Origin of the sequence: Coleofasciculus sp. (assembly GCF_046565525.1) — a bacterium.
Lineage (GTDB): Bacteria > Cyanobacteriota > Cyanobacteriia > Cyanobacteriales > Coleofasciculaceae > Coleofasciculus.
In genome coordinates this window covers 1-17,605 of sequence record NZ_JBKHUP010000049.1, presented here as the reverse complement: position 1 = coordinate 17,605, position 17,605 = coordinate 1, and the positions used below count along the sequence as shown (strand labels likewise).

Genomic DNA, 17,605 nt, shown 5'->3' with positions numbered 1-17,605 from the left:
TGATTATTCTAAGGGTTCAAAATCTGATTTAGCCGCCCCACAGACGGGACATACCCAGTCATCAGGGATATCCTCAAAGGCGGTTCCGGGTTCGATACCGCCATCGGGATCACCTTTTTCGGGATCATATTCGTAGTTGCAAAGGGTGCAAACGTATTTTTTCATGACTGTCTTCTCCTATTGTCTTGTCTACCCATACTATAAGTGTGTCAACATTTTTGATTCAATGGGTGTGCGGCGCGATCGCTGATGATTTCTGCGATCATCTCATCAATGACTTCGGGTTCATCTTCCCAGCCACCTAGCCTTTTGAGGAGGCGATTAAAGAGGAAGAATCGCTTTACTCGGCAACGTCTTGTAAAATCTGAGTATACAGTGACTCTGACACTCTAAACCGTGCTGTCCTGATTAAGTCATCAAGAATAGGTTTGACACCTTTAATTAATCCTCGGCGTTTGGCTACTATCAGAATTCCCAATACGCCAGTAATCTTGAGTCCTAAATTGACAGCTATTGTTCTACCTCGACGTTCATCAATTAGCAATCGATTAGCATTTAACTCCATCGCTAAGACTATTGCTTCACATTCCCCCTCATCGAGTTCCAGTCGAAGTGCTGTTACTTGATCACGATTGATTACCTGTCTTGTCTGTATCCATTCAAATGTTTGCACTTCATTTCCGCCAGGAACAGGATTATCGATGCCAGTTAATTCCTGAAATACAGCTTCAGGAATGATGATATTACCATATAACTGTTGCAATAAATTGAGTTGATTTACAGCAGCTAAGTTGGTAATGGGTGAGGTATTGCTAACGACAGTCACAAATCCCCCAGTTCTCTCAGGTTGCTGAGTTCTAGCTGATAATCTTCGACATCGTAGCAATAGAGAGGGATTTTGCGGGTAGCTAATACCTGTTGAAATTGTACTTTATCCATTCCAGCTAAATGGCTAGCGTGTCCGAGAGTGAGTTTGCCTGTTTGAAAAAGTAGAATAGCTATTTCTTGCTTGAACTCTGCTTCTGACATCTGAGTTGCGTGTAAGATGTCATCAGAAATTGTTACACTCATAGAGTTATTTCCTTTAAATTAATTTCTATTAATTATAGCTTTAATGAGTTGCGCTTGGCAGTTAAACAATATTTTGGGCAATTGAGAAACCTAACCCCCCAGGCCCCTTCCCACTCCCCTCGTTCCCCTTCTCTTTCTTGTACAAGAACGAAATGCTGGTGATTGTAATCAATTGCTTCGTCATACTTTCCCAAAGCACAGGAAGCTTTGACCAGCTTCAGTATGACTTTTTCTGCTTCCCAGCTATCTGGTATTCTCCGTGCAATATTTAAACTCTGTTTATAATAATTAATTGCTTGGGCATACTCTTCCAGAGAGGAATAAATGTTTCCCAAATTTCTCAAGAGTATCGTTTGTCCCAATGACTCTTGTGTTTCCTCCGCAATAGTCAAACTCTGTTCATAGTGCTTGATTGCATTAGGATAGTCTTTTCGGGATTCATAAGCTTCTCCTAAACTGCCCAAAAAATGTCCTTCCTCTCGACGGGCTTGAATTGTTCGTGCAATCCGTAAATTTCGCTTTTGACATTCAATGGCTTTTTCATAATTGCCTTGGTGAGCATAAATAAATCCTAGAGTTCCCAACATTTTATATCCTGTCTTGGGTCGTGAATTTTACGGTTAATTAGCAAGCTTATATGTATAGACTCAATTGCTTGATCATACTCTTCTAATTCCTTGTAGAGATTTGCCAGATCAATCAGGCAATGTATTGCTTTTTTATCGTCTCCTTTCATGAGAGCAATATTTCCCCAACTTATCAGAGCTAACTGCTTTATCATTGCATCACCTATATCTTTGGCAATTGTAAAGCTGGGTCTTCCGTACTTAGTGTGCTAAAATATCAGTTTTAATAAGCCAGAAAGCCTACCAATCAAGGATTGTGGCTTTTAAGCGTCTTAAAAGGAATTGAAATCCGGGCAAAAATGGTTAAATCTATTGCTGTCCAATATTCAGGCAAATCAAACTAACAATTTAGCACACTAACTACGGAATACCCCAAATTGTTAAATCACACAAAGGACGAATGACAAAGGACAAATGACAAACTATTGATATCCCGCCGCCTGTAGCGAAAATAACCGCGCATAACGTCCGCCAAGTTCCACTAATTCCTCATGGGTTCCCTGTTCAATTATTTCTCCCCCCGCCATCACCACAATCTTATCCGCCATCCGTACTGTAGAGAAGCGATGGGAAATTAATACTACCATTTGATTCTGGGTAATCGTGCGGAAATGGTTAAAGACTCGCACCTCCGCTTCTGCATCCATGGCGGCTGTGGGTTCATCTAAGACTAAAATATCTGCACCGGTTCGCATAAAAGCACGAGACAGGGCTATTTTCTGCCACTGACCCCCAGACAGTTCCTGTCCCCCTTTAAACCATCGCCCCAACTGGGTGCTAAATCCTTCTGGCATTAATTCAATAAAGGGTTTCGCCATGCCTTTCTCCGCCGCATTTTCCCAGCGGGTTTTGTCTTGCAAATAGTCTACATCCCCAACGCCAACATTCTCCCCGACGGTAAATTGATAGCGGACAAAGTTCTGGAAAATCACCCCAATGCGGCGACGCAGGGTATCAATATTCCATTCCTTTAAATCTAACCCATCTAAGAGAATGCGCCCCGAATCTGGCGTATAGAGACGAGTTAATAATTTAATTAACGTTGTCTTTCCTGACCCATTTTCGCCGACAAGGGCTAACTTATCTCCCGGTTTCAGGTGTAAGTCAATCCCTTTAAGTGCATGATTTTGACTTCCAGGATAGGTAAAAAACACCTTCTCAAACCGAATCCCATCCCCTGGTTTTATCCCCTGAGTGGCTGTCCCCTGGTATTGGGGAACCTCTTGTTCTAGAAATTCGTAGAGGTTGGAAATATAGAGATTATCTTCATACATACCGCCAATGGAGGTGAGTATGGCGGAAAATGTAGATTGTCCTTGGCGAAATACGGTTAAATACATGGTCATGTCGCCCAAGGAAATCCGACCAAAGATGGTTTCTATGACAATCCAAGCATAGGCTCCATAAAATGTCAGCGTACTCAGTAATCCTAACAAATAACCCCAAAAACCGCGACGAATGGTCAAATCTCTATCTTCTCGGTAAAGGCGCCCGAATGTATCGTTGTAGCGCTGTAGCATGGTAGCGCCAAGCTGGTATAGCTGAATTTCCTTGGCGTAATCTTCTCTAGCAATTAATGTTTCCAAATAATGCTGCTGGCGGGTTTCTGGAGAACGCCAACGGAATAAGCGAAAGGCTACCCCAGCAAAGCGAGTTTCGGCGATAAAGGGAGGAATTGCGGCTATGACTAATATCGCCACCGCCCAGGTTGAGAATTGCAGCAGTAGTCCGCCAAAGGTGATTAGTGACAGACTATCCCGAACCAGTCCAAACGTCCGCGTCACTAGCGCTAGAGGGCGACTGGAGGCTTCCCGCCGCGCCTGGGTCATTTTGTCGTAAAATTCGGAGTCCTCGAAGTGGGGTAAGTCTAGGGTTAAGGCTTTTTCTAGAATTAACACATTCACCCGTTGCCCTAACAATACCCGCAATAGCGACTGGCAAACGGTTTGACCTCGCTGACTTCCTGCCAGTATCATAACTGCGATCGCTTCTAATCCGACATAGCCTAGCGCTAGCCAACGATGGGCGGCTAACCCCGACTGAGACGCCAATACCACGGTATCCACAATCAACTTACCCAAGTATGCGATCGCGGCGGGTAATAATCCAGCTATGATGGTTAAAATAGCTAGCACCAAGGTTAATCTGTGATTGGTTGTCCAAACTAACTTCAAGGCGCGTCCACTATAGCGGAATACTGAAAGCGATTGACGAAGATTCCGAACAACAAATCTCAGCGAGTAGCGTTTTTTACGTCGATTCATGGCTTGCAGGTAGACATTTTGCCAGCACTACTACGCAGTGTAGATCCTTATTTATTGTCGGGACGGGTTTAGGAACTAAAATCAGCTATTGGTGAAATAACTGAACAACCAAACCCGCCCTACTTATAATTGGTATTATCAAAAATAAATATAGACACAGAAAGAAAAATTTTAGCCTTTACTGATAAAAGTTGATCTGATTAGCGATTACCGTTAATAGTTCATCGGTTGTAAAAGGTTTCGCCAGATAACCATTCGCACCAAACTGTTGCCCTATATGCCTAACGCTTTGGTTTTTTTCTGCCGAAATAAAAATCAAGGGAATCGTCCTAGTCTTGGCATCTTGGCGTAAAGCTTTGAGAACTTCATACCCATCTAATTTTGGCATCCGAATATCGCACAAAATCAAATCAGGGACAAACTCTTTGGCTAAGAGTAAGCCCCTGCGAGAATCGCCCGTGCCAATTGCCTGATACCCTTTTTCCTGTAAGACATTAAGAATAATGTCCCGCAAAATTTCTTCATCTTCAATGACTAAAATTGCAGCATTCTGTTTCACAGTTTATCTTAAACTACCATTTTATACAAAAGCTATCAGGTATTGGGGGGTTTAGCTTGACCAATGCCTAAGGATTCCTTAGTATGTTTCAACTGCTTCCAGAGTGAGCGCACTTGCTGATAGGCTTGTTCAGAGGAAATCTTGCCGCCAGTTTCTAGGGCAGAAACATAGGACACTTTCTGGGCAAACTCTTGCAAGTTGGCATTAAAGGCTAGATACTCTGGCGTAAACTTGCCGTAATAGCGGCATCGAGGGTAAAGGAAGTTTTGCTTGCTGATCTGTGGGGAATCAGATGATGGGGACTGTGCCATATTTCACCTCTTGTCTTAAATTTCTGTTTTCCATTATATTAACACACCTTTAACCTTGCCTTAACTATAAGTTAACTAAATGTTATATAGCGATTCCGTGGGAACTATGACCTAGAGAATAGGCAATAAGGAATAGAGAACAGGGAACTACTGAACAGGGAACATAGAGGTAGCTTGCTTGCTCGAAGAGCGAGGATGACGAATGACAAATCACAAATCACAAATCACAAATCACAAATAACAAATGAACATTAAAATCATAACGTTCAATATCCGCTATGATAAACCTGACCCAGATAACCAAGATTGGAGGATTCGGCGTGATGCGATCGCGGCGCTGATTCAGGAGTATCGTCCAGATATTATTGGCACACAGGAAGGGAAAGCTCACCAGATCCTTGACTTACATCGCCGTTTACCGAATTATCAAAGTATTGGGGGCGATCGCACGGGAACAGGGACAGGAGAATATTGTGCGATTTTCTATAACCAAGACCGTCTCATAAGCCTAGACAGTGGTGATTTTTTCTTAAGTGATACGCCTGATATTGCTGGGAGTATCACTCCTGAATGGGGGAATCCTGTACCGCGAATGGCAAGCTGGGCAGTATTTACTGTAGCGCAGGATACTAAAACGATCACCTGTTTTAATACCCATCTGGACTATAACAGTGCCTTGGCACGGGAACTGGGAGCAACGCTAATCCGCGATCGCATAATTCACCACAATCGTGATCATACCTATCTCTTCCTTACGGGTGATTTTAATGCTGAACCCGATAGCTTACCACGGGAAATCTTATCTGAGTCATCAGCGAATTATATTACTCTACAGGATGCCTTTGCAGGTGTTGAATTAGAAAAACAGCGAAGTATTCATGGGTTTACAGGTGAGGCGTTTGCGGCTGTTGATACGATTTATTACGATAGTCGCCTCAGACGAGACACGGTGACGGTTGATGATCGGAAATGGCAAGGAGTTCTTCCCTCTGATCATTTCCCGGTTATTGCTAATTTTGTTAATGATTAGTAGGGGTTTGGTTTCCAAAACCAATCAACAGTAAATAATTAACACACCCTACAGGTTCACATTATTATGGCTGGTAGTCATATCCTCTCAAGTCTTTGTCTAAAGACCAAATAAACACACGTAGATAAGGAGTCCTCTTTTTGGCTTCTTCCCATTCTTTAATAATTGACAGATCTCCCATACCTACAGTTCGCATCGCTGAGTCAGGAAATTCATTCAACCATATACCAATTTCTTGAACCGTTGGAACTCGCAGAATTTGCCAAGGAGCCTCTCCGTTAATCGCTTTCTGAACTTCCCTAACAAAAGCTTGAGCGAAACGGCGACGATTTTTCCCATCCGGTAATTGGGCGATATGATTGCCTGTTTCATAAACAGCAGCTATTGGCAAAAGAAATGATGTATCGTTAAAGACAAGTCTTTCAAATTCATTTAAGACTTCCTCTTGTGAGCTATTCATATTAGGAATATTCAGAAACTCACAAAAGATAGAGGTATCAACAATTGCCACTGCCTTCATCCGCTGATCTCCATCTCTTCACGGATAGAAGCTAACCATTCCAGTGCTTTTTGCTGCTTCTGTTCACGTCCAGGATGATGTTTCACAAACCGTTCAAGTAAACCCCTTGTCATCAGATGTCCAACCGAACCTTGAGCAATTAATTCAGGGTAGTCGGGAATATCTCGTAATCGGATCAGTTGACTCGAACCATCATCAGGACTACGATAGCAAAAAACGGTTTCTGGTACAGCCTGATCCGGTAACGCATCAAGTAATGCCGGATTATGGCTACTAATCAGGACTCGCAAATTACGTTGTTGTGCAATATTAGACATCCGCTTCAGTAAACTTTCGGCTCGACTAGGATGTACTCCATTATCAATTTCTTCAATAACGACAATGCTTTGTTCTGGAGCCGAAAACAAAACTCCTGCAATCGACAGAACTCTTAATGTGCCATCTGAAAGAGTCGCGGCATCATAGGCAGTTGATGTGCCACCAAAGGTTTCAGTTAACTGCACCATCACTTCTCCACGAGGCGTTTCAATAAAGCTGATATCTTTAATGTCTTGTTCAGGAAGGCTTCTCACAAATTCTAATATCTCAGCCTTAATCGTCGCGTCTTGGCATAGAGTATAAAGAACACCCGAAATATTTTCGCCGTGTTTCTTGAGCAATTTATCGGTTTTATGTCCATAAAAGCGCATGGCATTAGGTTCAGGCTCCAGAAAAACAATGCCACTCAACCAACGCACATAATTCTTAGTGATTTTCGGTATTTGAGCGCGAGTTTCTTGGTTTTCAGGACGAAACCGAATTTCACTCAATAACTGTGTGAAAATTGCCATCTGGCTACTGCATACGATTTTTGGCTTTCTACCACCACGGGCAAAATTATTATATGCCACAAAAACATCACTACCTGCTCCTTGAGGTTCACTGATAATTTGGTAAAGTGGAACAGTCGATGTCGAGCCTGTGATTCTTTCTTGGGTAACATGGATCTCTCCATCCTTGCCAAACCCTAGATGAATCTCAAAATGATCCCAGCCGGCAAAGGCTTGAGTTGTTACATCACAGGAAATTTGCAATGATGTTGATCCTCGGTATCCAAGATTATTAATTTCACCTCTAAACAGATTGTCACTCTGTTGATGCGTGTTTCCCAGCAGGCTTAATCGCTCGCCTTCAGCAATCATAGACAGTAATTTTAGGGCTTCAATGATGTTGCTTTTGCCTGATGCATTAGCACCAATTAAGACAGTTAAAGAAGCCAAGGGTAAAACTCCATGTCGATAGCTTTTGAAGTTTTTCACTTGAATGGTTTTAAGCATTTTATCAATTGATTTGACTTGATAGTGAAGCAAAAACTAGAAGTCCTAGATTAAAATTATGCTAACACCCCTGGCAACCAATCATCGCCCCATAATCAGAATTACTGATAAAATTGTCCGGTTTAATACCGTTGTGACGATCCCACCTATATGACTATCCAAGCGCCATATCAACCAGTGGAGTTTTTGTCCGACTACTTAGGGGTTTGGTTTCCAAACCCAATCTCATTCAAAGGATTAGGGCGAGAATTAAAGGGACGATTTTGAGGAACAACGGTGAAATAAGGATTCAGTAATTCTTCTTCTACCCAACCTGAATAATAATTCAGCTTCGTTGTCGTTTCCGTTAATTCCAATACTTCCAGATCACCCCGCAAGGCGTTCATATTGGCAGGTTTTTCCCCTGTCCATTGATCTGAATCGGATACAATTCCCAAAGGTCCACCGCCAAAGAAATTCAGGGCGACTTGATCAAAACCGCGCACAAAGCGATCGCCATTCCAATACCATTCGTGTCCAGCCCAGTGTAGAGGCGGTTGCCCAGGGAGAGGTTGCCATGATGATCCATAAATTTCAGACCAAGAACTCGCCCCCTCCTCTAAGGTGACGGTAAAGCCATCTTCATACCTGACCTCATACCGTCCCTTTTGGGTTTGGTAGTCCACTGGTGACCACCATAGCACTTCTACCGTGTCTCCCACCCGATCCGCCTCAAGGGTAACGGCAGGGGTTTCCTCTAATAAACGGCTGTAAAGGGGTAATTCCTGACTCGGCAGTTTCGCCATTGCCGCAAATCGCCAACAAGACCAATTTCCGGGATTATCTACCCCTTGCCAACGGACTTGGCAAACCCCGTTTCCGGTTCCTACCCAGAGGAGATCGCCTTCTAAATGCAGTTTGTCAGGAATTGCCCCGATAATGGGACTATTGCTGACGGTGTAGGAGGTAATCGTTCCGGATTTGAGATTGGGGGGAGAAGGACGATAGGCGACTAATCCCGTTCCGGGTAGGTAGGGATTCCCTTCACCACTAATATGAGTTCCTAGCCAAAAGACTGGATTGTTTCGATCACCAGCGATGACAAAATCGGTAATTTGTTGCCCTTGAATTTCTTGAGGTTGAATCACTGCCACCTCATTCATATCGGGATTGTAACCAACAATCGTGGCAATACCACTGAACCCTTCCCCTTGTTCTGATGCGACTGACCAAAATAGGCGATCGGCATAATTGACGGCGGAGGTAATTCGAGGAACTCCCAAGGCAATTCCCACTTCAGCTTCCCTCACCTGTTCTAATGTATAGAGGGGGTGGCGTTGAGGTTGTTTGCTATTGGGAGTAATCAGTTCAAAGACAACGGTTTTTGGTTCGTCATTACCAAAGGGCTTCGGTTCAAGAATGACGCGATATTGATAGGATTTTCCGTTAAGTTCAATGGTTTGATAAGGGGGATTCTGGAGGTTTTCTTGGAATTGTTCGGGATTATCAGACCTTTGTCTCTCACTGGCTAACGTTCCCGGTTCTACTGTCCAGGTGCGATCAAATCGGCAGAAGACGATATTATACTGCTGAGTTTGAAAGGTGATCGTATCGGCATCTGTAAGAATATCGCGAATGTGATAGTCAAATTGCTGATACAGTCCCTCATCCTTAGCAGAGGCGATCGGTATGGGTTCAGTTTGGCGAGGGCAATTAGCGGGATTTCCAATGACTTGAGAGGAAAAATTCACCGGGGCGGTGCAACTCTGGAGTAATCCGATAATCGCCAGAATAGGTAGGATAGGTTTCATGGAAAAAGTACCAGAACTATTATTTATAAAGACGAATTTCAGGGCTTAGCGTTCCATTACGTCATTCGTCATTAGACAGGGAACTCTTAACAGGAAAAAGGTAACAAAGATTAATACAGCCATTGTGCAATAGTCGGGGTCGGGCGCGAGTTTCATCTGTGTGGGGTCAGAAATGATAATGGTGAAACCCACCCCGACAAAATTTATTGATAATTCTGGAGAAACTTTCCCCACTCCGCAGCCATAGGAAGTTCGGTAAACGGCACCTGGATCGTGGATTCTGGCAGGAGAAACTCTAGTGCGATCGCGCGTCCTTTTTTGGGGGGAGTTTCTAAGGCGACAATCTGCCCATCGACTAACAGTCGAATTGCCTGGACATCATTTAGAGAAAAAGTTTCTATATCCACTAGACCCGAACGAGTCGGTTTTCCCCAAGTCAGGCTTTTTCCCTTTTGTCCGAGTACGGCATAAATATCATATTTTGCCCGTTCAAATTGTTCTGCCCATAAGCGATATGCCTCAACTTTTTGATATTCATTCCAACCTGACCACGCTAGCCAAATAAATACAGCTAGTAAGGGTAACCAGAGTAAACCACGTTCCATTTTATCTTTATCTACAATTGCAAAACGTTGTAATTTAATCGGGGCGGGTTTAGTCGCATTCGGGTGCAGTCATAAATGATAACTGTGAAACCCGCCCCTACATGATCGACTACTGTACTAATTCTAATTCCTTTAATGCTTTTTCCAAAGCGGCTGTTTCAAAATTGAGCGTCATTGCCCCGTGAAAATTGGGTTTTACGGTAATGTCGTCTATCGTGTAAACATTGACAAAGCCAAATAGTGTGGCTTTCACATCGGTTTTTCGGGGAATGATTTCTACATATTTTTTGAGATAACCTTTACTCAGATTAACCGCCACATCAATCCGATGATAGTTACCGACATTGACAAAGCCAAACATCTTAATATCGACTTGAGATTGTTCTTCATTCAGCTTCTGTTGTAAGGTAAATGCCCCCGTTTCAATTAATTCCTCCATCTGATCTATATCTGCCAAATTTTTCTTATAGACTGCCAATAACTTCGCGATTGCGGCATTGTCTTGGTTCTGAAGCACTAGATCGAGATTTATGCCCAGTTTTTCTTCTTTGACTGTTGCCTTGAGGAACGCGATCGCGTTATGCTTAAATCCTGTTTTTTCTTGATGATCCCCTTGAATCACTTGATGTTCTCGATTCCCGTGATCAAGTAAGTTAAATTTGACAAAAAGCTGGTCAATTCCCAAAATTTGCTTTTGAATCGCCAGTACAAGCAGAGATCGCAGACTGGAACGTAATTCTCCAATCGGATCAACTAACCACCAAACTTTGCGAATGGGCGAAGATTTTGGTAAATGTTTGCCGCGATGCCAGCGATATTTTAATTTTTGATAAGGCAGGTAGCGATCCCAAACTGCCATCTGCCAATAGGGGATTTGAATTAAGAGTTTGCCCGATTCAAAACTCAAACTATAGCGCAGATTGGATTCAACTTGAATCTCAACTTCATAAAGATGAAAGATACTCGTTCGCTGACCTAGTACCCCAATGTGAAAATCTCGGAGAAAATAGACAACGGCATCAATTTGTTGTAAGATTTGTTTTTTAATTGGCTGAAGTGGCAAGTCTTTACCCAGTTTTAAGGAAACTTGGTAAGCTTGATCAAGGGGGCGTACCTGGCTCTTAGGAATTTGCCTCCGGTTTAAGGAATCACTAACGGTCTGGTTTTGATTTTGTAAAGCTTCGGTTGCGTAAGCTTGAAAGTAATCAAGGAAAGTTGTATTATTTTGGTTATTGGGTTCGAGGGTTGTTGTCATAATTTAAAGGAGAACAAAAGCGATTTTTCAGTTGGGATTATTTAAGTTTGATTGAGCTTAGATCATGGTTATTTAAGCCGAACTCGAAATCCGACAGAATCCTTATTCATTCTATCCAGCGTCCCTGAAGATCAACAATGGCATATTCTAGTTCAAAGTCAATTAAGCCGTGTTTATTGGAAATATATGGCAAACCCCGACCATTTCCCGCACTATTTACTCAAACTTGACGCTGATTATGTTCAGGTGATGGAAACTCACGCCGAAAGTACTTACCCAGAGGAATGCTGTGGCTTGTTATTAGGTCACATTAAGGGGGAGGTGAAAACCGTCGTTGAAGTTATACCGACAGAAAACGCTTGGGATAATCAGGCGGCGGAAGAGTTTGAAGGAGTAAACGGTTCACGGGGTCACTCAGGGACAAAACGTAACCAGTTTACCATTGCCCCAGAGGTCATGTTGCAGGTTCAGAAGCTCTCACGCGATCGCGAATTAGATATCATTGGGATCTATCACTCCCATCCTGACCATGCAGCCGTGCCCTCAGAATTTGATCGCGCGATCGCATGGCAGCGCTATTCGTATATTATAATTTCCGTTCAGCAGGGTATAGCTTCTGACCTCAGAAGCTGGACTCTTGATCCCCATCACCAGTTTCAGCCTGAAGAAATTCTCACGACAAAGGAGGCGGGGAAGCCATAATGTTCCAGACGTGTCATAGCAAGTCTTTTGAGATGAGGGTTGACGATAAAGACTCAATGCCATTATCTGAGAGGGTTTTTCGGTGTGACAATTGTGGTCTAGAAATTGACCGAGACTTGAACGCATCGCTCAATTTGGAGCAAGCCGCCAGTTAGGTGGTGTTAGCCTGTGGACTGGTTGAGTGCCCCCGCCGCCAGAATGAAGCAGGAAGTAAACGGCAGATTTTACTGGGCATTGGTAGATTTGTGTAAATTTTATGTAACGGAAATGAGGACGTTAACTCAAAACTTGCTCGGGGCGGGCGCGAGTCGCATCTGGGAGAAAAAGAAACGATAATAGTCAAACCCGCCCCTACACGAAACTCACGCGCCATGCTCTCGAAAATCGTGAAGGGTCAAAACTTTCCCAATCGCTAATCTTACGAAATTGCCATGTTAAACCCCAATCTGGAAGAAATCCAACTAACCAAAGAAGAATACGAACGATATTCTCGACACCTAATTTTGCCAGAAGTTGGACTAGAGGGACAAAAACGCCTCAAAGCCGCTAGTGTTCTATGTATTGGTACGGGAGGACTGGGTTCACCCCTGTTGCTTTACTTAGCCGCAGCGGGTATTGGACGTATCGGTATCGTGGATTTTGATATCGTCGATAGTTCCAACCTGCAACGTCAGGTGATTCACGGAACCTCCTGGGTGGGGAAACCGAAAATTCAATCGGCAAAAACCCGGATTCTAGAAATTAACCCCTATTGTCAAGTAGACCTCTACGAAACCCGCCTGACATCCGAGAATGCCTTGGATATCATAAAACCTTACGATATTGTTGTCGATGGGACGGATAACTTCCCCACCCGTTACCTGGTGAATGACGCCTGTGTGATTCTGGGTAAACCCAACGTCTACGGTTCTATCTTGCGCTTTGAAGGACAAGCCAGCGTATTTAACTACGAAGATGGACCCAATTACCGCGACTTGTTCCCCGAACCCCCACCACCGGGAATGGTTCCTTCTTGTGCCGAAGGTGGTGTTTTGGGTATTTTACCCGGAATTATTGGTCTCATCCAAGCCACGGAAACCGTTAAAATTATCCTGGGTAAGGGAACAACTCTCAGCGGACGATTGTTACTCTACAACGCCCTGGATATGACATTCCGGGAACTGAAGCTGCGACCTAACCCAGTACGTCCTGTTATCGAAAAATTAGTAGACTACGAACAATTCTGTGGCATTACCCAAGCGAAAGAACAGGAGGCGAAACGGTTAATGGAAATTCAAGAGATGACCGTTCAAGAACTCAAGCAATTGCTGGATAGTGGGACAAAAGATTTTGTTCTCGTTGATGTTCGCAATCCCAATGAATACGAGATTGCCAAAATTCCGGGTGCCGTTTTGGTGCCATTACCGGATATTGAACAGGGTTCTGGCGTCGAAACGGTTAAGCAACTGCTGAATGGTCACCGCTTAATTGCCCATTGTAAGATGGGTGGACGTTCGGCTAAGGCGTTAGGCATTCTCAAAGCAGCCGGAATTGAAGGGATTAATGTCAAAGGAGGAATTACCGCTTGGAGTCGGGAAATTGACCTGTCTGTGCCTGAATATTAAAGGGCGATATAAATCTAATACAATTCCCCACACCCCACACCCAAGATGCCGTGAAAAGTCAGGTCAATTGAGACGCTCAAACAAAGTTGGTCTGATTTAACTCAAGAGGCTTCTAAATCTCCAAAAGAGTAAGGGGATTGGTTCGCGGATAACATTCGCAAACCAATCCCCTTTTTCCACATCCCGTGAAAAGTTAGGGGAAGCAGGGGGAGCAGGGGAAGCAGGGGAAGCAGGGGAAGCAGGGGGAGCAGGGGGAGCAGGGGGAGAGAAGACAGGCTTATCCGAGCAGTATTGCACCCACCCCTATTTGCCTCAAAACCATACCAGAGGAGAACATCACTCCAGTAATCGAAATCGATGCTAGAATTCCTGAAAAATGGTAACCCAAGAGACCCCATAACCCCTTTTTTTACCCTTCACTTCGCTCAATAGTATGATTTTTACCATTACCAATCCCCAATTAATACATGAAAAATGAAATCATTTTTTCCTGAAAAGTTCCTAATTTTGATTGTCGATGATAATCTCAATAATTTACAAATTCTTCGTGTTATTTTAGAAGCCGAAGGTTATAGAACAACTGTTGCCAACAAGGGACAGGACGCAATTAATCGTGTACGACTTAAAAAGCCGGACTTAATTATTATCGCTTTAATCATGTCCACAATGAGTGGGTTAGAATTGTGCGACCATCTTAAGTTTCCCCTCCCCCTAACCACCAGCCCAATTATCCTGATTCGGACGATTCATGAACAAGAGCATTTAATCGAAGCCTTTGAAAAAGGTGTCGCTGATACAATTATATATCCCTTTAATCCGGCGGAAATTCTTGCCCGTGTCCGAACCCATTTAGAATTGAAGCAGACTCGATATCAATTGAAACAATTGGTTAAAGAGCATGAAAAGTTAATGAATATGTTGAGAAAGTTAGCGAGTACTGATCCCCTGACTGGACTCTGGAATCGCCGCCATGTTTTAAGTGTTGGCTATCAGGAATTTCACCGAGCCTGTCGGTACAAACGTTCCTTGTCTGTCCTGATGATTGATATTGACAACTTTAAGCAAATTAATGATGCCTATGGACATACGATGGGAGATGAAATACTTAAAGGTGTAGCAAAAAGCATCGTTGGTTCATTGCGTGAGGCGGATTATTGTGGACGATTTGGCGGTGAAGAATTTGTCACATTGCTCCCAGAAACTGATAGTGCTGGGGCGGTGCGTGTGGCTGAACGTCTGAGAAGACGGCTGGAACAAATTACTATTGGGATTGGTAATCAACATGTGCAAATGACTGTGACGGTTGGTGTCGCTAGTTATCAATCCGATGATTCCAATATTGAGGTAATTATTCAACGAGCAAATCAGGCACTTTATCAAGCCAAGAGTCAGGGATACAATCGGGTTGGTTTAATCGGTTAATATCTGCTATTGTTATCTAGTCTACCTCTTTGGATCTACATGCACCCCAGATTGAGAGATTTTTTCACATCCTTCTATCCAGAAGCCAATAGGTAATCATATCGCCTTTCCCCTTAACTGCGATCTCACCTCGCTGTTCAAAGATAAACTTATGTTTTAATTGTTTGTACGTAGTAGCGGTAACTTGAATTTTACCAGGTTCTCCTGAGGATTCCATGCGAGAGGCGACATTAACTGCATCTCCCCATAAATCATAGATAAATTTTTTCCTCCCAATCACACCCGCCACGACTGATCCGGTGTTAATACCAATGCGAATTTGGAACGACTCACCCTGCTGCTTTTGGAAGTCATAAATCGCTTGTTGCATATCCAACGCCATTTGCGCGATCGCTGTGGCATGATCGTCTCTAGGACTGGGTAAACCGCCGACAACCATATAAGCATCACCAATGGTTTTAATCTTCTCCAATCCATACTGATCTGCAAGTTGATCAAATGTGGAAAAGATTTGATTAAGCATATTCACCAGTTCAATCGGTTGCAGACGTGCCGATAACGGCGTAAACCCGACAATATCGGCAAAAAGAATCGTCACCTGATCAAAATGTTCAGCAATCGCCCGTTGATCTTGTTTAAGACGATTGGCAATCAGTTCGGGTAAGATATTCAGTAATAACTGCTCTGACTTGTCTTGCTCTAACTGTAACGCCGCTTCTGCCTGTTTGCGATCAGTAATATCACGCGCCACCCAAATAACCGATTGTTCAGACATCGCCGAAATACTGGCGGCAAACCACACTGTATTTTCTTCACTTTGTAGACTGTAATCAAAATAGATCGTTTGCTGAGTCGTTAACGCCTGTTGAATTTTATCCAGCCAATTTTGAGCTATTTCTTCTTGAAAAAGAGATTCGATGGTTTGGCTAATTGGGTCAATATAAAAGTCATAGAATCGCGTAGGATTGGTTGGCGCAATTTCGATATTCTCTATTGTACTATCTTGAACATCAATAATTAGCACAACAGCATTCATCGCCTCAAAAAATAGGCGCATTTTGCTTTCTGAGGTTCGCAGTTTATGTTCGAGTAATTTACTTTCACTGATATCCCGTGCCGCCCAAATCACGCTATCATTAGAAAGTGGTGATAAATTAGACGCAAACCAACTATTTCGTCCGGCAACAGTCAACTGATACTCAATACTCACGGTTTGCTGAGTTAAGAGAGCTTCTTGGATAGCTTGGAGAATAAAATCGGCTTGCTCGGCTGGGAACTGGTCGTGTAAGGTTTTACCCACGATTTCGGCTGACGGCTTGTAGGCACTCAGGGGATTAGTGGGGGCAATTTTTAGGCATCGTCCCGAGGCATCAATCACCAGCACCACATCTGTCATCGCGGCAAATAGGGCTTGAATCTCCGTGGCATTTTTCTTCTGCTGCATCACGCTACCAAGTTGATTAGAAATAACCGTGACTAGCTCGAAGAAGCGATGATTGGATGGGTATTTTTTTACCATAAAAAACACCAGCACAGCTAATACATAAATGGGTTCTTGGTTTGATCTTGGTGTAACAATAGGTACGGCAAATGCTGAGTTAAATCCACATTTAACAGCGAGTTCTAATCTCAGGAAAAGGTCATCTGAAAACGTCGCTAAATCATCAACCCACTCCGGCTGAACTCGATGCCACACTCGTCCCGGTAATTCCTCATTAGGTAAGAAGGTTAATGCTTCACTGTACTCTCGGAATTGGTTGAATTTTGCCGCATCTGGGGAATCAATATTCGAGCATTTTCGATACCAACTATGGCTACATTCTAATGCCATCCCATCCGTCGCCGGAATCCACGCTTCACCATAACTCCAGCCGGTAATTTCGCAGACTTGATGCAAGGCGATGTCCAACGCTGTCTGAAAATCCGCCGCACTACTAATGGCTTGGCTCATTTTAGCTAGACGTGCCACCTGTTCCTCAGCCTGTTTGCGTTCAGTTATATCGTTAATGACAGCAAGTAAGCAGTCTTGTCCACTGAAGTTAATAATATTTGCCGATAGCAGTCCCGTTTTTAGCTGTCCTGATTTAAGACGGAAATTGAATTCATAATTGTGAATGATTCCCTGATTTTGCAATAGCTGAACAAATTGCGTCCGCTCCTCTGGATGCAGCCAAAAGTTTAATTCAACTGTGGTTTTACCAATGATTTCGTCTCGTTGATACTCCGTCAGATTCAACAACTGCTCATTGACTGCCAACAAGCGTCCATCCGTTAGGGTGCTGATTGCCATGGCGTTGGGAGACAAACGGAAGGCGAGGGCAAATTGATCTTCGCCTAAGCATCCTGTGGTGCTTGTGGGTAGGATGGGCTGGTTTAATTCCTCGTTCCTGGGCTCCAAAATAGTCAAAGAAGAATGCAACGACAGGGCAAGGGGTTTTGGTAAGACTTCTATGTTACCGCTTCTAAAAACCTAGACAAACCTACCCATAAGTAATTCTGCCTTGGTATAAGTCCACGGTGTAACTTTTGG

General features: G+C 43.5%; 17 protein-coding genes and 1 pseudogene. 5 read left to right on the top strand and 13 right to left on the bottom strand.

Features of this window, described 5'->3' with window-relative positions:
* Window positions 1-3: 3 nt before the first annotated feature.
* The 7 genes from rd to ACLGGO_RS18220 form a co-directional block, all read right to left on the bottom strand.
* Window positions 4-165, bottom strand: a complete 162-nt coding sequence (rd, locus tag ACLGGO_RS18250; RefSeq protein ID WP_446349480.1) for a rubredoxin — start codon at window positions 163-165, stop codon at window positions 4-6.
* A 175-nt stretch (window positions 166-340) separates the two neighbouring features.
* On the bottom strand, window positions 341-826 hold the full coding sequence (locus ACLGGO_RS18245; protein WP_446420373.1) for a DUF3368 domain-containing protein: 486 nt from the start codon (window positions 824-826) through the stop codon (window positions 341-343).
* Window positions 823-1,071: a UPF0175 family protein gene (locus ACLGGO_RS18240; protein WP_446420372.1), complete on the bottom strand. Its 249-nt coding sequence runs from the start codon at window positions 1,069-1,071 to the stop codon at window positions 823-825. Before ACLGGO_RS18240 ends, ACLGGO_RS18245 begins: the two co-directional genes overlap by 4 nt.
* A 32-nt stretch (window positions 1,072-1,103) precedes the next feature.
* Entirely contained in the window at window positions 1,104-1,658 is a 555-nt protein-coding gene (locus tag ACLGGO_RS18235; protein WP_446420371.1) for a tetratricopeptide repeat protein, read from the bottom strand.
* Window positions 1,659-2,119: 461 nt separating this feature from the next.
* Window positions 2,120-3,961 (bottom strand): ABC transporter ATP-binding protein, encoded by a 1,842-nt coding sequence (locus tag ACLGGO_RS18230; RefSeq protein WP_446420370.1) that lies wholly within the window; start codon window positions 3,959-3,961, stop codon window positions 2,120-2,122.
* Window positions 3,962-4,139: 178 nt separating this feature from the next.
* Entirely contained in the window at window positions 4,140-4,520 is a 381-nt protein-coding gene (locus tag ACLGGO_RS18225) for a response regulator (RefSeq protein ID WP_446420369.1), read from the bottom strand.
* Between the two features lie 35 nt (window positions 4,521-4,555).
* Window positions 4,556-4,831 (bottom strand): DUF7219 family protein, encoded by a 276-nt coding sequence (locus tag ACLGGO_RS18220; RefSeq protein ID WP_446420368.1) that lies wholly within the window; start codon window positions 4,829-4,831, stop codon window positions 4,556-4,558.
* A 244-nt stretch (window positions 4,832-5,075) separates the two neighbouring features.
* Between ACLGGO_RS18220 and ACLGGO_RS18215 the strand changes: the two genes are divergently transcribed.
* Window positions 5,076-5,861: an endonuclease/exonuclease/phosphatase family protein gene (locus ACLGGO_RS18215; RefSeq protein ID WP_446420367.1), complete on the top strand. Its 786-nt coding sequence runs from the start codon at window positions 5,076-5,078 to the stop codon at window positions 5,859-5,861.
* Between the two features lie 64 nt (window positions 5,862-5,925).
* Here the strand turns inward: ACLGGO_RS18215 and ACLGGO_RS18210 are convergent, their stop codons facing one another.
* From ACLGGO_RS18210 to ACLGGO_RS18190, 5 genes are all read right to left on the bottom strand, one after another.
* The gene (locus tag ACLGGO_RS18210; protein ID WP_446347070.1) at window positions 5,926-6,381 is read right to left on the bottom strand and encodes a hypothetical protein; all 456 of its coding nucleotides are present in this window, start codon (window positions 6,379-6,381) and stop codon (window positions 5,926-5,928) included.
* The gene (locus ACLGGO_RS18205) at window positions 6,378-7,697 is read right to left on the bottom strand and encodes an AAA family ATPase (protein WP_446420366.1); all 1,320 of its coding nucleotides are present in this window, start codon (window positions 7,695-7,697) and stop codon (window positions 6,378-6,380) included. Before ACLGGO_RS18205 ends, ACLGGO_RS18210 begins: the two co-directional genes overlap by 4 nt.
* 194 nt (window positions 7,698-7,891) lie before the next feature.
* Complete coding sequence (locus tag ACLGGO_RS18200) at window positions 7,892-9,487, bottom strand: hypothetical protein (RefSeq protein WP_446420365.1); 1,596 nt, start codon at window positions 9,485-9,487, stop codon at window positions 7,892-7,894.
* A 203-nt stretch (window positions 9,488-9,690) separates the two neighbouring features.
* A complete protein-coding gene (locus ACLGGO_RS18195) occupies window positions 9,691-10,092 on the bottom strand; it encodes a hypothetical protein (protein ID WP_446334785.1) in 402 nt (133 codons plus the stop codon).
* A gap of 109 nt (window positions 10,093-10,201) precedes the next feature.
* Window positions 10,202-11,347, bottom strand: coding sequence for a hypothetical protein (locus ACLGGO_RS18190; protein WP_446420364.1), 1,146 nt, complete (start codon window positions 11,345-11,347; stop codon window positions 10,202-10,204).
* A 186-nt stretch (window positions 11,348-11,533) separates the two neighbouring features.
* Between ACLGGO_RS18190 and ACLGGO_RS18185 the strand changes: the two genes are divergently transcribed.
* The 4 genes and pseudogenes from ACLGGO_RS18185 (at window position 11,534) to ACLGGO_RS18170 (ending at window position 15,075) form a co-directional block, all read left to right on the top strand.
* Entirely contained in the window at window positions 11,534-12,049 is a 516-nt protein-coding gene (locus ACLGGO_RS18185; protein WP_446420363.1) for a Mov34/MPN/PAD-1 family protein, read from the top strand.
* Between the two features lie 5 nt (window positions 12,050-12,054).
* Window positions 12,055-12,204 (top strand): annotated as a pseudogene (locus ACLGGO_RS18180) (zinc ribbon domain-containing protein); the annotation flags it as partial.
* Window positions 12,205-12,480: 276 nt separating this feature from the next.
* Window positions 12,481-13,653, top strand: coding sequence for a molybdopterin-synthase adenylyltransferase MoeB (moeB, locus tag ACLGGO_RS18175; protein WP_446420362.1), 1,173 nt, complete (start codon window positions 12,481-12,483; stop codon window positions 13,651-13,653).
* 474 nt (window positions 13,654-14,127) lie between these two features.
* Window positions 14,128-15,075 carry a diguanylate cyclase gene (locus ACLGGO_RS18170; RefSeq protein ID WP_446420361.1) on the top strand — a complete coding sequence of 316 codons (948 nt, stop codon included), beginning with the start codon at window positions 14,128-14,130 and terminating at the stop codon, window positions 15,073-15,075.
* A gap of 64 nt (window positions 15,076-15,139) precedes the next feature.
* Here the strand turns inward: ACLGGO_RS18170 and ACLGGO_RS18165 are convergent, their stop codons facing one another.
* Window positions 15,140-17,482 (bottom strand): adenylate/guanylate cyclase domain-containing protein, encoded by a 2,343-nt coding sequence (locus tag ACLGGO_RS18165; protein ID WP_446420360.1) that lies wholly within the window; start codon window positions 17,480-17,482, stop codon window positions 15,140-15,142.
* Window positions 17,483-17,605 lie beyond the last annotated feature (123 nt).